Consider the following 16,170-nt stretch of genomic DNA (forward strand, 5'->3'; position numbering starts at 1 on the left):
ATGAATGATTTATAAAAAATCAATAACTTTATATAATAAATTTCTGATTTTTAATTATTTAAATCAAAAACTAATCTCCGGAATATCATGGTTACCCATATCAAATGTATGATTATTGATGATGATGAACTGGACAGGCTGGTTCTTCAGCATTATATCAGGCAATATCAAAACATTGAAATTGTTGCCACTTTCGATACTGCAGAAAAAGCAGTTCCCTATCTTGACATTCCTGTTGATCTCCTGATTACCGAAACCAATTTAAGGGGGATGAACGGTCTTGAGTTCAGGAAGCTGGCCCATAAGATCCCTGCCTGTATTTTCGTAAGCTCTCATCCCGAACTGGCAGCCGGAGCTTTTGAGATTAATACTTTAGATTTTATTACCAAACCTCTTACCGCAGAACGCTTTCATTATTCCATGGAAAAGCTTTTTGATTTTTTTGAAGTAAAAGAAAAATGTGAATGCTATGATGCCATGGTGGGAGAAAACTGCATCAAAATAAAAGAAGGTGGACATATTTTTCAGATTAAAATGAAAGATATTCTTTACCTGGAAGCTCTGAAAGATTACACCAGAATCATCACACTTGAAAAAAATCATTGTATTTTAAATTCGCTGGGAAATCTTCTGCAAAAAAGTTTTTTTAATTCTTTTGTCAGAATACACAGAAGCTATGCTGTCCCACGTCATCTTATCCGCGGAAAAAACTGTCACGAAATAGAACTTCCGCATCGTATAAAACTTCCTATTGGCCGAACTTACAAGGACAATCTTTCCTTTTTTAATCCTTAAAAATACATCATAACAATTCACCAGTGCCATTGGTCGATTATTTCTGCCGTTGGTCTATTTTCCTGTCATTCAATGGAGATAGGTGGTAATTTAGTCTTCCCAAATTCCCCGACAAAACACATCTATTAATCACCAAAACTGTTATCCATGGAAAGAATATCTATTTACTGTATTATTCTGTCTGTCTTTTCCATCCCCATACTGCACGCACAATCTGTAGTTTTGGCAACCGGGCTGGATGCATCAGCAGCTAATGGTTTTGTTTCTTACAGTGTAGGCCAGACAACCTACCTGGAAAAAGGAACAGGACAGGTTCTCGAAGGTGTTCAACAGCCTTACGAAATCATCACACTTACCACTCTGGAAAATTCCTCTGAACTCAAAGACATTTTGCTATATCCTAACCCTTTTAAAGATTATCTGTATTTGGATTTTACTTCAAATAATTTTAAAGGGTCAGAATATCAGCTATTTGATGCTCAAGGCAAGCTAGTAAAAAAAGATAAGATTTCACAATCAAAATCTGAGCTTAATTTCTCCTCACTTCCTTCTGCTATGTACATTATCAGAATTACCCAAAATGGGGAAAATATCAAAACTTTTAAAATCATTAAAAAATAAAATGCCATGAAAAAAATATTATCACTGTTTTGGATTCTGATAGGTTTCTTTATGGGACTTTCTCAGGCTCCGGAAAAAATGAGCTACCAGGCTGTCATGAGAAACGGATCCGGACAACTATTAGTCAATCAAGCTATTGCTGTAAAAGTAAGCATACTACAGGGATCTCCTGCCGGAGCCGCAGTCTACTCTGAAAGACTCACCGGAAATACGAATGCCAACGGACTTATCAGCCTTGAAATAGGAACCGGAACTGTACTTACAGGAACATTCGCTACCATCAACTGGCCTGCAGGAAGCTATTACCTAAAAACAGAAACAGATCCTGCCGGAGGAACCAGCTATACCATAGTAGGAACCAGCCAGCTGTTAAGTGTTCCTTATGCAATGTATGCCAAATCTGCAGGCGGCGGCGGAAGCTTTGCCATTCCTTACAGCACAACTGTTAATAATGCTTCGACTCTGTTTTCATTGATCAACGATGGAGATGGTACTTCTCTTGAGGGAGTAAGTAATGCTACCACATCCAATATTTCTGCAGTAAGAGGAATTGTAAACAGTGCTTCTCCCGGTGGATTTTCCAGTGCTGTACGTGGTATTAACAATGGTACAGGAGGACTTGGAGTCGGGGTTTACGGAAGCCAGGCCGGAAGCGGCTGGGGAGTATATGGTGTTACTCCGAACGGACTGGGTGTATATGGTAATGCCAGCGCCAACGGAACCGGGGTTTACGCCAACAGTAATACAGGCACAGGTCTTACCGCTACCAGTAATAACGGGATTCCCGCAAGTATTTCAATCTTTAATAATGCGAATAATAATGTTGCCCTTAGTGCATCCAGTGTAGGAAACGGCACGGTTATCAATGTTACCACTTCAGGAAACGGAGCCGGAGTCAGAAGTTCTACAGGAGCCGGATTTGGGCTGCATGGAATAACTTCCTCACAGACTTCCGCCGGTGTTGTAGGTGATAACAACGGTGGTGGTGAAGCAATAGTGGGCAGAACCACCAGTGATATTGCCGGAGCAGTCGTAGGCCGTAATGACGGAGGCGGATATGGAGTAAGAGGATTTGTAGCGACCAATACATCCGGAACGGGTATCGGGGTTTACGGTCAGGTAGGTTTAAATAACAGTACCGGACGTGCGGGAAGATTTGAAAATTTCAACAATACAAATACTGATGCCAATACTTTTGAAGTAGCATCTAACGGAAATGGAAACATCCCTGATAATACCAAAGGCAATGCTGCTTCTTTTGTACTCAATAATACCAATAGTGTTGGAGCTGCTGTAAGAGGGGAAGTCAATACTATTTTTGGAAATTTTGGTGCTGCCGCTATTTTTGGTGTTTCATCCGGAACCGGAGGACGAGCCGGACTATTCTACGCTTCCAATCCTGCCGGAAACGGATCATCACTGATCGCTTTGACAGACGGTAACGGTAACGCCATTACAGCTAATGCGGGTAAAGACGGCAATGGGGTTGAAACCAATATTGATGGTGCCGGAAATGCGCTTTATGCATGGGTTCCTACTTTTGCTACAGGACGTGCAGGAAGATTTAATATTTTCAATGAATCAAACACCAGCGATGTCATCACTGTAACCACTGTTGGAAATGGTATTGCAGGTAATTTCAAGGTAGATAAAGTGACCGGAACCTCTCCTGCAGTAAGAGGAGAAGTCAATTCTCAGTTTGCCAACTTTGGCACAGCAGGAATTTATGGAATATCTTCCGGAACCGGAGGATACGCAGGTCTATTCCACGCTTCCAATCCTGCCGGAAACGGTCCTGCCTTGATTGCCATTGCAGATGGTAACGGTAATGGTATCACCGCTAATGCATCCAACACTGGAGATGGTGTAGAAACCACTGCAGATGGAACAGGAAACGCTATCTATGCATGGGTTCCTAATTTTAGTAATGGCCGGGCAGCCAGATTTGTTAATTTTAATACATCAAATACGAACCCTGCACTTACTGTAGAAACCCACAGCGCAGGATCTTTGGCTCTGTTCAAATCCGGAAACCCGGGAACCGTAAATGTTGCCCGTATCGATAATACCGGAAAAGGATTTTTCAATGGCGGTACACAAAACAGTGGTGCTGACGTTGCAGAAGCTTTTGACGTTAAAGGAAACATTTCCGAATATGAACCTGGTGATATTCTTGTTATCTCAACAAAAGCAGACAGAACGGTTGAAAAATCATCAACGCCCTATTCTACTCTTGTTGCAGGAGTGTATGCTACCAAACCGGGGGTACTGCTTACGGAAGAACACATCGACATTGATATTTCCAATAAAGCGCCAATGGGTGTTATTGGTGTTATTCCAACCAAAGTATGCCTTGAAAACGGAAAAATAAAAAGAGGGGATCTCCTGGTAACTTCATCTAAAGCAGGTGTTGCCATGAAAGCCAATATAAAAAAGGTGAAAATTGGTCAGGTAATCGGAAAAGCACTTCAGGATTATGACCAAAAAGAGATTGGAAAAATTCAAGTATTAGTCAACATAAAATAAACCGTCATGAAAATAGCATACATTATCCCGTTATTATTTTTAAGCACTATTATCTATGCGCAGGAAAATAAAAAGGCAGCTCCGACAGAGGAAGATCAGACATTGGTTGTAAAACAGGCACAGGAACAGCAGGCTAAACTGATGCAGGAAGCTAAGGAAAATAATGAAAAGAAAACTGTAAACTCAGGTCTTGCCTCTGATCAAAGCCTTGAAGTAAAAAAACAGGAATCCAAAACCAAAGCAGCTGCAGACAATTCAGGCAAGCTCCTCCCCAACACAGCTAGTCTTGAAGACCTCAAAAAAACAATTCCCAACAGACAGGCATATCACAATACTACAAATTCTAGGAACACAAAAATGACCGTTACCGGGCTGCCTAACACAGCAACCCTGGAAGAAATAAAAAAAACGATTCCCAAAAACTAATAACCCTAAAGGCTAATAACCTCAAAAAGCTGATAACCAAACTAGATTTTTCAAACAAAGAAGTCCGCTTCAAGGCGGACTTTTGTATGGTAAGGGAGCATCATTAATCCCAATCAGCAGCTACAAATTTCATTGAATTTCCAAGATCATCGGATAAAGTCAGAAAATGCCCTTCAATAGAATAATGAGTCATCGTTTCTATTTTCTTCTGAAAAGACATTTCAAGATTCATATCCTGACAGGCTTTCATTGTACTCACCCCTTTTGAGATTTTCACTTTTCCTCCTGTTTTAAATTCAGTCATAAAAGACATCCGGTTACATCCCATATAAGAGCTCGCCTGAATTTTACCCTTTACCTTATTGGCTGTCAGATTGAATTCGGCTTTATTAGCTATTAATTGGTCTTTTGAAAAACCATCAAAAGAAACCAGCATCCATTGCCTTTGAAGAAAGGGATCTTTGGCGGGTACTGAAGAACAGTTCAAAACAACTCCTAAAAGTAAAACTGTAAAAAGTGGTAATAGTATCTTTTTCATGTGAATTATCATCCCATTTTCATACCATTCCAGGACAGAATCTCGTAAAAATTAGTAAATTAGCGACACAAAAATTATTTTATAAAATGAAAAGACTATTTCTACTATTCACTTTCTTACTGGGCTTTGCTCAGATGAGGGCGGATGAGGGGATGTGGCTGCTAATGCTCATCAAAAGACTTAACGGTGTTGATATGCAAAAAGAGGGTCTGCATCTTACGCCTGAAGAAATTTATTCAGTGAACAATTCAAGCTTAAAAGATGCTATCGTAAGTTTCGGTGGTTTCTGTACAGGGGAGATTGTTTCTGATAAAGGACTTATATTTACCAACCACCACTGTGGTTACGGTGCTGTTGCTGCGGCTTCTACACCAGAAAAAGATTATTTGAAGAACGGTTTCTGGGCAATGAAACAGAAAGACGAATTCAATGCAAAGGATCTTTATGTAAGATTTTTAGTAAGAATGGATGATGCTACGCAAAGAATCAATTCTAAGCTAAACAACAATATGACCGGAGCAGAGAGAAAAGCTGTTATCGATGCTGAAACTAAGGCTATTCAGACAGAAAACTCTGAAAACGGAAAATATACGGTAGTCGTAAAAGATTTCTTCAACGGAAATGAATTCTACTATTTTGTATACCAGGATTATAAAGATATCAGATTGGTAGGTGCTCCGCCTTCATCATTAGGAAAATTCGGAGGAGATACAGATAACTGGGAGTGGCCAAGACACACTGCAGACTTCACCGTTTTCAGAGTGTATGCCGATGCTGCAGGAAATCCTGCTGAATATTCTCCAAGCAACACTCCGCTGAAGCCTAAGCATTTCCTTCCGGTTTCTCTTAAAGGAATTAAGCCTGGTGACTTCTCAATGATCTTAGGATATCCTGGAAGAACAAACCGTTACCTGACTTCTTACGGAATTCAGCAGATGGTAACTAAAGATTATCCGGCATGGGTTGAAGCTTCCAAATTGGCTATGGACGTTATGAAAAAGTACATGGACAAGGATAAGGCAACTCAGCTTAACTATGCTTCTCAATATGCTTCTGTAGCTAACTACTGGAAAAACAGACAAGGTACTATCGATGCCGTAGAGAAAAACGGAACCATTTCTGATAAACAAAAGATTGAGGAAACTTACAATAAATGGGCTGCAATGCCAGGCAACGATCAGTATAATGGCGTTTTAGAAGATATCGGTATATACTACAAGCAGGTTTCTGATAGAAATGTTGAAAGAAACTATGCAACTCAGTTTACAAGAAATGCAAAATATATTACCCTTGCTGCTCAGGTCGGATCTGCTCTTAAAGCCTATGCTGCTCAGGATATGCAGGGAAGATTGGCAATGAAAGCTAAAACTGAAGCTGCCATCAAAGCGGCTTATGAAAACTTCAATCCAGCTTTGGAAGGAGAAATGCTTGCTGCTATGACCAGCCTTTACCAGGCAAGAGTTAAAAACCCGGACGTTGCTTCTGCTACTATTTTAGGACTGGATGCTAAGACCGTTTCTAACTTAGCGTATTCTTCAATCTTCGCTAATAAGACTTCTGCAACGAACTTCTTATTAAACCCGGATGCATTGAAGCTTGATGCTGACCCACTTTGGAAAGCAGCTAACGGAATTGTTGCTGATCAAAAGATAAGCACAGACAGATTTGTAAAAATAGATGACAACTTTGCAAAAAACAACCGTCTGTTCTTAGCGGGATTAATGAAAGCTATGCCTGAGAAGAAATTCTACCCGGATGCTAACTCTACCATGAGATTAACTTACGGTACTGTAGATAAATTACCTATCAGAAATGACAGAAACTACTTCGGAATTACTGATAACTACTATACAGATATGACTGGTCTTGTTGGAAAATACAAGAAAGGGGATGAAGAATTTGATCTTCCTCAAAGAGTAATTGATCTTTACAACCTTAAAGATTTCGGTCAGTATGCTGATGCTGCAGGTTATATGCCTGTAAACTTCCTTTCAAACAACGATATTACAGGTGGTAACTCGGGTTCTCCGGTAATTGACGGAGACGGTAACCTTATCGGTATCGCTTTTGACGGAAACAGTGAAGCATTAAGTGGTGATATCGTATTCGAGCCTGAATGGCAGAAAACCATCAATGTAGACGTTCGTTTTGTTCTTTGGACAATCGATAAGTTTGCGGGGGCAAGAAGATTAGTTGACGAGCTGAAGCTTGTAAGAGATGCCAATACTCCGGCGGATACAAAAACTAAAAACTCAGGTACTACAACAATGCCTAAGAAAGCTAAAAAATAATCATCTTAACCGATATATTTTTAAAACCGTGAAATTTACTTTCACGGTTTTTTTATTTTTGATTATTAAAAACAAAAAATATTTCATCATGGATGCAAAACCTATCCAATTCACAGCCATTATTCAACAGAACGGAGCAATGAATGCTGCGTTTGTAGAATTTCCATTTTCTACAGAAGAATTGTTTCATAAAAAAGGACAGGTAAAGATAAAAGCCCTGTTTGATGATAAAGTTGAATACCGTGGAAGCCTTGCCAAAATGAAATCCGATTGCCATATTTTAGGCTTGACACAGGAAATCAGGAAGAAACTGGGTAAAAGCTTCGGAGATGAGGTTTCCGTCTCCCTTATTGAAGATAAGGAGGAAAGAGTGATTGAAATTGCAGATGACATCGCCCTTGTTTTTAAAGAAAACCCGGGAGCAAAAGCCTTATTTGATGCAATGAGCTACACCCACAGAAAGGAATACATCCGTTGGATTGAGGAAGCCAGGAAACCGGAAACCAGAGAAAACCGAAAGATAAAAATGATTCAGATGATTCTGGACGGAAAAAAGGGAATATAATTGATTTTATTTTTCATTCTAAAAACTATACCTGAAAAAAAACTGAATTAAGAAAATATTTTTTGTCAGGATCACAAAAAGTAGCCGACTATAGTTACAGATATCAATTATAACTATAAAAATTTACTTTTATGAACAGGTTTATTTTCAGAACATCAGTTTTAGCAGCAGCTACTCTAGCTGCATTTACTCTTTCTTCATGCCGTGATTCGGATAATGCCATGATGACGGATACGGCTTTTCAAAGAACTATTACTTTTGAAAACATTGTAACTCCCAAAGATTTTGTGCAAAGCGGAAGTTTTCAGGGAACGGGAACTCCTCCTGTTATTATGCCCGGACAATCGGTTTCTGTTACATTCAGTGCAGGAAAAGCACAGGCTTTAATGTTTGCTACGATGTACGGAGCTTCAAAAGACTGGTTTTTTGCGTCCCAACAGCCGGGTATCAAATTGTTTGATGCTAATGGAAATGCTATTACCGGAGATGTTTCTTCAAGCGTCCGGTTATGGGATAACGGAACCAAAAATGATACCACCGGACAAGCTGAAAACAAGCCTGTCATGCAGGTTCCTAATGTCAATGCTTCCCAGCTTATGAAACTCAATCTCTCTTACAATGATGTAAGTTCGGAATTTACCCTCACGATTACCAATACATCCGGCGGAACGGCCAACGAAACTCCTTTTTCTCCAGGTGTATGGGCGGTCTCCAACTATGATGGCTCTCAGCTGTTGAACAGCGCTCCGTTTTTTACTCCTAACGCTTTATCGAATCCTGAGATTACAGATATTGCTCAAATGGGAAATATCAGTAAAATGATGACAAAACTGAACGCCAACACAGGAATTATGACGGGGCTTTCTCCTGCCCTAGTGGTTGTTTACCGCGGGGATAAAAATCCAATTTATGAATTAGGAAAATCAGACAGCGGAATGGGCCTGAAAGACATTGCACAGTTCGGAAACGTAACCAAGCTTCAAAATAGTCTGAAATCTCTATCTGATGTGAAAGGTGTATATGTTGCGGGGAGTGCTCCCGTAGCACCGGGAAGCAAAGTAACAACAAGTTTTAATGCTGAGCCGGGCGATAAAATTGCCTACGTAACAATGTTTGGATTTTCCAATGACTGGTTCTATGCCAATGAACAAAATATTGATGCGAATACTAAAGGTGACCTTAGTTCAAAAACTTCACTATTTGATTCCGGGACGGGCATAGACCAATATCCGGGAGCCGGAAATCATCAGGCTCTGTTTGGCGGAACTCCACTAAGTGAAAACATGAGCATTTCCAAAGTAGGAACCCAATATCCTGTTCCTGCTGTACAGCATGTGATTAAAGTAACCATCAACTAATCTTCAGATAAGAAAAGGTCAGACAATACTGTTTGACCTTTTTTATTATGCTGTTCGGAAAATAAAAGTGTATCCGTTTTATTATTGTTTCAGGGCTCCTTCCAGATATTGTTTTCCTCCTCCATTGGTAACGGTTATAAAGCCTTCATAATGGCTTACCTTCACTCCCAGGTCGTTATTTATTTCTTTAAAATATCCAGCATTTTCTCTGTTATAGAACGTATCTCCCTGCCAGAGAAATTGTGCAGACTGTCCTGTTTTGTTTTGAATTGTAAGAACTCCCAATGGATTTACCAATCCCCGTGATTTAATATCCACCACTGCACTTTCGTTGGCAGCGAAATCTTTTGACAATACTATAACGTTATTCATCTATCCTGTTTGGTTTTCAGTTAATTAAGAAAATGAAATAAGATTTTTTCATTACCCTGATACAAATATCCTGGCCCACTGCGACAAAACCTGACGTATTTGCCGAATAAAAATTAAAAGCCCAAACATATTCTGTCTGGGCTTTTTCAATGATTCAATACTATTCAACCGGAATTCCGAGATATTTTAAGTAGGAGTCCAGCATTTTTTTATCAAATACCGGTTCCTGAATGCCTGATCCCTCCAGATACTGAATAACATTGGAACAATCCCATATATAAGTATTCTGGTAAAGTTCTACAGTGGATAAGCCTTCATGAATATTGTCCCTGAAAAGACTTGTTAATGGATACAATCGGTTTTTACTGTCATCTTCCCACTGCTTTCTCCATTCTTTATAAGGAAGATTTTCGAGTGTGAAAGGATAATATTTTTTCAAAAGTTCGAAGAATTCTTCTAAAGTGAGATCGGTTTCCGGACGGGCAATCAGATTGAATTTTTTGCCTATCGCATCTTTATTTTTTGTGATATGAGCCATGGCTTTGGTCATATAATCTACGGTGATAAGACCTTCTCTAAGCTCTGTAAGTGCCGGGTAAGATTTGAACTCTATACAGTTTTTCACCAATCCGGACCACCATTGGTAAGAAGCACTTGCTCCTGTTTCGCTGTGGCACATGGCATATCCGAGACGGTAAGTAATCAATGGCAGTCCTTCTTTTGCTGCTAAATCGGCAACCGCTTCCATCACCCATTTACTTCTTACGTATCCGATATCTTTACTTACAGACATCAGGTTCTGCTCAATATCATCCGATTCAAGCATTACCGTTTTTCCTGTAAATATATGCCCCCAGCTGTATACGGAAATGGTTGACAGCAAGGCGAGACATTTTGTTCTTTCTGCTCCTGCCAGTTTTATGACTTCCCTTAGTCCTTCTACATTGGGAGCTTTCATATAGGAATAGGGTTCGATAAAGTTGACGGAACTTCCGGAATGATAAATCAGATCGGTTTGCCTGGCAAGCTTTGTAAATGTTTCTTGAGACAATCCTAAGGATGGCAAGGTCAGGTCTCCGATAACAGGAATGATCCGTGATTTCTGTTCCGGATTCTGTGGAATATGGTATTGTTTAAAGCATTTGTCAATCTTTTCCATCGCATAGAACTCATCCTGAGCTCTTACAAGGCAGTAAATATCAGCATTTGTAGTATCCAGAAGTTCCTGCAGCAGGTGAATTCCTACAAATCCTGTAGCTCCCGTTAAAAATATAGCGGCAGGATTTTCCACCTGCTGAGGATCAAATCCGCCGGCAAAAACAGTTCCGGGAGCGAGATACACATCTTTCTGAAGTTCTACATAGGGCTCCACGTCTTCCGCGGGGATGGCTTCTCTGGTTTCTCCGGATCTCTCAATAAGAACTTCCGACAGCTGCTGCAGTGCCGGATACTGATAGATATCCCGCAGATACACCTTCACATCCAGCTTTCTTTGTAAAGCTACTGCAACAACTGCAACCAGCAGTGAGTTTCCTCCGATATCAAAAAAATTATCTGTAATATTAATAACAGGCCGCTCCAATGCAGACGACCAGACATCTGTAATAATTCTCTCTGTCTCGTTAGTTGGCGGTTCAGATGAAACCAATTCTTTTACTTCTTTATCGGCCAGATTTTTTAATACCTGAATATCTGTTTTACCATTTGCTGTTAACGGGATTTTATCTATAAAAATAATCTGTGCAGGAACCATATACCCTGGAAGTTCTGCCTTGAGAGCATTCCGGATTGATGAAATATCTGTTGTCACGTGGGGTTTTAATACAACAAAAGCAATCAGGTATTTGGTACTTCCTTCCGTTTCCTTACCAATAACCACAGCTTCTTTAATATTTTCCTGCCGGATCAGTGAACGTTCTATCTCCCCAAGTTCAACCCTGAATCCCCGGATTTTTACCTGATTATCAATTCTTCCTAAGAATTCAATCTCACCATCCGGTTTCCATCTGGCCAGGTCTCCCGTACGGTACAGTTTTTCTTTTTCATTGAATGGGTTGGTAATAAATTTAGCATCCGTAAGTTCTTTATTATTAAGATACCCTTTTGCTAAAAGATTTCCTCCAATACAGAGTTCTCCAACAGCTCCTACGGGCAGCAATTCCTTGTTTTCACCTAAAATATAGGCTTTTGCATTGGCAATGGGTCTGCCAATAGATGAAACATATTTCCCGTTAATATCTTTCACTTTTTTATAAGTAGCGTATACGGTACATTCTGTGGGACCATAATAATCCACCAGCTCATAGCTTAATTCTGAAGTAAGTACCGGCTTTAGCTTCTCACCTGCTGTAAAGAGATATTTGAGCTTCAGGTCATTATAATTGCGGGTAATATCCACTACAGAAGGAGCCAGAACAGTAGGCACAAAACCATGGGTAATATGATTTTTTCTGTAGTAATCTATCAACGCCTGAGCTTCTGTTCTATCCTCATTGTCTGCAATAAAAACCGTTGCACCTGAAGTAAGGGCCGACCATATTTCCCACACAGAAATGTCAAATGCCAATCCCGCCACAAGAGTCAGTTTTGAACTGTGATCCACATGAAAATGATGGTTGTGCCATGTTACCAGATGTTGTATGGCCTGATGGCTAATCATTACACCTTTGGGTTTACCCGTCGAGCCTGAAGTATAAATGGTATATGCAAGGGCATTCTGATGGATATTAATTCCTGGATATTCTGATGATAACTGATTAAGATTCTCCATATTGCTCAGACCAAATACTTTTACCTTTTCGGTTTCTGATAAAAGTTCTCCAAGAATTTGATTGGTAATGATAAGATCAGCAGTGGTGTCGGAAAGAATATATTCTACTCTTTTGACAGGATAAGCAGGGTCGATCGGAACATAGGCTGCACCTGTTTTGATAACTCCAAGTACAGCAATGATCCATTCTAAAGAGCGGTCCAGCCAGATGGGAACATATTTTCCTTCTTTGATACCATGGCTCAGTAATAAGTTGGCTACCTGATTGCTTCTCTGATCCAACTCTCCATACGTAATCTTCTGATTCTGATAAACCGCAGCAGTCTTATCAGGATGAAGGATTACCTGTTTCCGGAAAAGAGATTCCAGGGTTTCTTCATGATGATAATCCCAACTGGTTTTATTAAATCCGTTGAGCAATTTTTCTCTGTCTTCAGAAGACAGTAATACCGCTGAACCTATCGATAAGGTTCCTGATGAGGGAATTGTGTTTGACATAATAATTTGATTTGGATTGGTTTAAAAATTTGTGAGTGGAGTTTCAACTATAGAAAGCATTTAAAAAGTAAAGACATGAGGAATAACCACCGTTTATTTACTACATGTGTTTTCTTTATTCGTTTCTCAAAACTGGATGATACAGGTTATACACCGACCTCTGTATGAGTGGATCGGCATTCTGCATTCAAACGTTATGTATTTATTCAAAAAGAAGTAAGAATATATTTCTTCTATCCTTATAAATGAGGTACGCTTTCTATGCAGTATTTATGAATTTGACTTCCATAATATGATATTATAAATAATTTGGTAATCAAACTTAACATAATATTTCAACCTATGTGTTACATAATTCCTATGTTAAACTCACAGGTAAGAATTAAACTTATGAAAATAAAACTTAGTATTTAGTTTTAAATCAACGAAATAGAATAAAATCAACCATTCCAGAATTCACGATCCAGACTTCTGTATTGTATGGCTTCGGAAATATGATGTGACAGGATATTTTCAGATTCTTCAAGGTCGGCTATTGTTCTGGCAACTTTAAGAATTCTGTCATAAGCTCTTGCCGAAAGATTAAGTTTTTCCATAGCTAATTTGATGAGACCGAAAGACGTTTCATCCAGTTCACAATAGGCCTCAATTTCCTTAGGTCCTATTTGAGCATTACTGCTGATATTGAGGTTTTGATATCTTTTATTCTGAATATCTCTTGCTTTCAAAACCCGCTCTCTGATATCTTTGCTCTTCTCTCCTTTTCTTTTCTCGGAAAGCTGCTCAAATTCTACTTTCTGAACTTCAATATGAATGTCTATTCTATCTAAAAGAGGCCCTGAAAGTTTGTTCATATACCGCTGCATTTCATAAACGGATGAGGTATTATTAGGGTCATCGGGGAAAAACCCGCTTGGACTGGGGTTCATAGAAGCTACCAGCATAAAACTTGCCGGATAGTTTACAGTAAATCTGGCTCTTGAAATCGTTACTTCACGATCTTCCAAAGGCTGTCTCATGACTTCCAGCACAGTCCTCTTAAATTCGGGCATTTCGTCCAGAAACAAAACTCCGTTATGAGCAAGAGAGATTTCTCCTGGTTGTGGATAACTTCCTCCTCCTACCAGAGCAACATCTGAAATAGTATGATGTGGAGATCTGAAGGGACGAACAGTCATCAATGATGTTTCTGTTCCTATTTTCCCGGCTACAGAGTGAATTTTTGTTGTTTCCAGCGCTTCTTTCAATGTCAGAGGAGGTAAAATACTGGGAACTCTTTTGGCCAGCATTGTTTTCCCACTTCCCGGCGGGCCGATCAGAATAATATTATGTCCACCTGCTGCTGCCACTTCCATAGCTCTTTTGGCTGTTTCCTGGCCTTTAACTTCAGAGAAATCAAAAGGAAAATTATTGATCTTTTCATGAAATTCTTTTCGGGTATCCAATGTCACTTTTTCAAGCGCTTTTCCTTCGTTGAAAAAATCGATAACCTCTCTGATATTTTCTACTCCGTACACATCGAGGTCATTTACAATGGCTGCTTCTCTGGCATTTTGTTTTGGAAGAATGATTCCTTTAAACCCTTCTTCCCTGGCCTGGATCGCAATGGGCAAAACACCTTTAATCGGCTGTAAACTTCCGTCCAGGGAAAGTTCTCCCATAATAATAAAGTCTTTAACGTTCTCTGCCAATATCTGATCTGAGGCGGTTAGGATGCCAATAGCAATACTGAGATCATAAGCAGAGCCTTCTTTTCTAAGATCTGCAGGAGCCATATTAATGGTAATTTTCTTTCCGGGAATTTTAAATCCTACATTTTTCAATGCTGCAGAAATCCTGTAACTGCTTTCTTTAATAGCATTATCAGGAAGCCCCACAAGATGGTATCCTACCCCTCCGGTATCTACATTCACTTCAATAGTAATTGTCTGTGCAGCCACTCCATGAATGGCACTTCCATAAATTTTGATCAGCATGGTGTGTTTTTGAAGTAAAAGTAATGAATATACTATTTTGAAAATCCGGGTTTTATATTAACAGTATTCTAGCCAGACAGATATTTAAAAAAAGATTTTAAGAAAACAGATCCTCAGATATTTTTGTAGAAGCACGATGATGATAATAAAAAAACCGGTACAAATTTCTTTGTACCGACTCAACCATTATTAAAAACTAACGAAAAAGATTATGCCATCTGAATTACTGAACATTAAGTGTAAGTCAGGAAGCGGATGCCGGAAAGAGGAAATTCCTTTTTGGGGTAATTATGATCGTCATTAGATTAACAAGGATGAAAATGTATCTATGAGCGTAAAGTATTAAAATAAATCACTTCAGTTCTTCTTCAATACAAGGAACATCCCTCCTCAGACATCCAATCTTCCTTCCCACAATCAATATTTTAGCATCTTCAGATTTTATAATCCTATTATTTTTTTATAAATCTGTTTTTATATTCTGTTCCGTCTGTGCTTCTGGAAACAATGATATAATTTCCGGGTACCAGACTGCTTACATCAATCGGCTGATTATATCTGTGGTCATTTTTCTTCAGAACAAGTTTCCCGGACATATCTATAATGATAACTTCTTTATAGATTTTATCAGATTCTTTCCCGATATAAAGGTGCTGCGCGGTAGGATTAGGATAAATTCTCAGATTATTATCTTTAATTTTTGTCTCTCCAGTTCCCAGATTGCTGCAGAATTCCCAATCTCCGAAAGTCACTTCAACAAAAGCAAACGGATCTAACATCTGGCACTGATCCGGACAATATTCCGTACATGCATAAAATCCGTATTTCCCCGAGCTTGTTGCAACATAAGTATCACCTACCACGCCAGCGATGATACAAGGATCTCCTGCTACCGGCGGATTGCTCCCTGGCACACATTTGAACCAGGTATGCTTGCCATACACTAAAGGAAATATATTGTCAAACTGTACAGAAGCTCCGTTGCAGACCTTCACTGTTCCCATATTTTCTTCATAGGTGCCTGGAGTATAAGTAGTCATCATTGCCGGCAGCCCATATACAAAGCCATCTGCAAATGCTGTAGGACTTTCCGCTGTACAGTCGCCTTGGGAAACAACTACCTTAAAATAATTCAGCTGGTCATTGCCACTAATGGTTAACTGTTGTGATGTTGCTCCCGGAATAGCCACCCATGGGTTGTTATTAGGGGTTTGCCAGGTCCATTCCTGTTTATACCACTGATAACTTGCGTAAGTCTGTGTCGTGGAAAGAACTTCATCTTCCGTATCACAGAATAAGATCGTTCCCGGATATTTTTGTCCGAGTCTCGCACTGGTAATTGTAGGCGTGCATTGTGCTTTTATATCCAAAATGGAGAATAATAAAACCACTAAAAAGATTAGTTTTGTTTTCATATATCAATTATTAAGTTTG

The 16,170-nt window shown here is 39.4% G+C and carries 12 protein-coding genes; 7 read left to right on the forward strand and 5 right to left on the reverse strand.

Annotation, left to right across the window (positions count from 1 at the left end; all coding sequences use genetic code 11):
- The first annotated feature begins 87 nt into the window (after positions 1–87).
- From AC59HC_RS00620 to AC59HC_RS00635, 4 genes are all read left to right on the forward strand, one after another.
- The gene (locus tag AC59HC_RS00620) at positions 88–795 is read left to right on the forward strand and encodes a LytR/AlgR family response regulator transcription factor (RefSeq protein WP_227941225.1); all 708 of its coding nucleotides are present in this window, start codon (positions 88–90) and stop codon (positions 793–795) included.
- A 147-nt stretch (positions 796–942) separates the two neighbouring features.
- Entirely contained in the window at positions 943–1,416 is a 474-nt protein-coding gene (locus AC59HC_RS00625) for a T9SS type A sorting domain-containing protein (RefSeq protein ID WP_227941226.1), read from the forward strand.
- Between the two features lie 6 nt (positions 1,417–1,422).
- Entirely contained in the window at positions 1,423–3,942 is a 2,520-nt protein-coding gene (locus tag AC59HC_RS00630; protein WP_496557804.1) for a beta strand repeat-containing protein, read from the forward strand.
- 6 nt (positions 3,943–3,948) lie between these two features.
- On the forward strand, positions 3,949–4,368 hold the full coding sequence (locus AC59HC_RS00635) for a hypothetical protein (protein ID WP_496557805.1): 420 nt from the start codon (positions 3,949–3,951) through the stop codon (positions 4,366–4,368).
- A gap of 103 nt (positions 4,369–4,471) precedes the next feature.
- On the opposite strand, the gene AC59HC_RS00640 is transcribed toward AC59HC_RS00635, so the two are convergent.
- On the reverse strand, positions 4,472–4,906 hold the full coding sequence (locus tag AC59HC_RS00640; RefSeq protein ID WP_496557806.1) for an META domain-containing protein: 435 nt from the start codon (positions 4,904–4,906) through the stop codon (positions 4,472–4,474).
- An 86-nt stretch (positions 4,907–4,992) separates the two neighbouring features.
- Here AC59HC_RS00640 and AC59HC_RS00645 point away from each other — a divergent pair, with 86 nt between their 5' ends.
- The 3 genes from AC59HC_RS00645 to AC59HC_RS00655 all read left to right on the forward strand — a co-directional run bounded on the left by AC59HC_RS00645 (position 4,993) and on the right by AC59HC_RS00655 (position 9,120).
- A complete protein-coding gene (locus tag AC59HC_RS00645) occupies positions 4,993–7,197 on the forward strand; it encodes a S46 family peptidase (RefSeq protein WP_343640976.1) in 2,205 nt (734 codons plus the stop codon).
- Positions 7,198–7,285: 88 nt separating this feature from the next.
- Positions 7,286–7,762, forward strand: coding sequence for a YdeI/OmpD-associated family protein (locus AC59HC_RS00650; protein ID WP_343640866.1), 477 nt, complete (start codon positions 7,286–7,288; stop codon positions 7,760–7,762).
- Between the two features lie 131 nt (positions 7,763–7,893).
- Positions 7,894–9,120, forward strand: coding sequence for a spondin domain-containing protein (locus tag AC59HC_RS00655; RefSeq protein ID WP_496557807.1), 1,227 nt, complete (start codon positions 7,894–7,896; stop codon positions 9,118–9,120).
- An 81-nt stretch (positions 9,121–9,201) separates the two neighbouring features.
- Here the strand turns inward: AC59HC_RS00655 and AC59HC_RS00660 are convergent, their stop codons facing one another.
- The 4 genes from AC59HC_RS00660 to AC59HC_RS00675 form a co-directional block, all read right to left on the reverse strand.
- On the reverse strand, positions 9,202–9,492 hold the full coding sequence (locus AC59HC_RS00660; protein ID WP_411414139.1) for a hypothetical protein: 291 nt from the start codon (positions 9,490–9,492) through the stop codon (positions 9,202–9,204).
- Positions 9,493–9,652: 160 nt separating this feature from the next.
- Positions 9,653–12,760 (reverse strand): non-ribosomal peptide synthetase family protein, encoded by a 3,108-nt coding sequence (locus AC59HC_RS00665; RefSeq protein WP_496557808.1) that lies wholly within the window; start codon positions 12,758–12,760, stop codon positions 9,653–9,655.
- 440 nt (positions 12,761–13,200) lie between these two features.
- Entirely contained in the window at positions 13,201–14,736 is a 1,536-nt protein-coding gene (locus tag AC59HC_RS00670) for a YifB family Mg chelatase-like AAA ATPase (RefSeq protein WP_343640875.1), read from the reverse strand.
- Positions 14,737–15,188: 452 nt separating this feature from the next.
- Entirely contained in the window at positions 15,189–16,151 is a 963-nt protein-coding gene (locus tag AC59HC_RS00675; RefSeq protein WP_343640877.1) for a T9SS type A sorting domain-containing protein, read from the reverse strand.
- Positions 16,152–16,170 lie beyond the last annotated feature (19 nt).

It is taken from the genome of Chryseobacterium sp. DZ-32, from assembly GCF_059587025.1.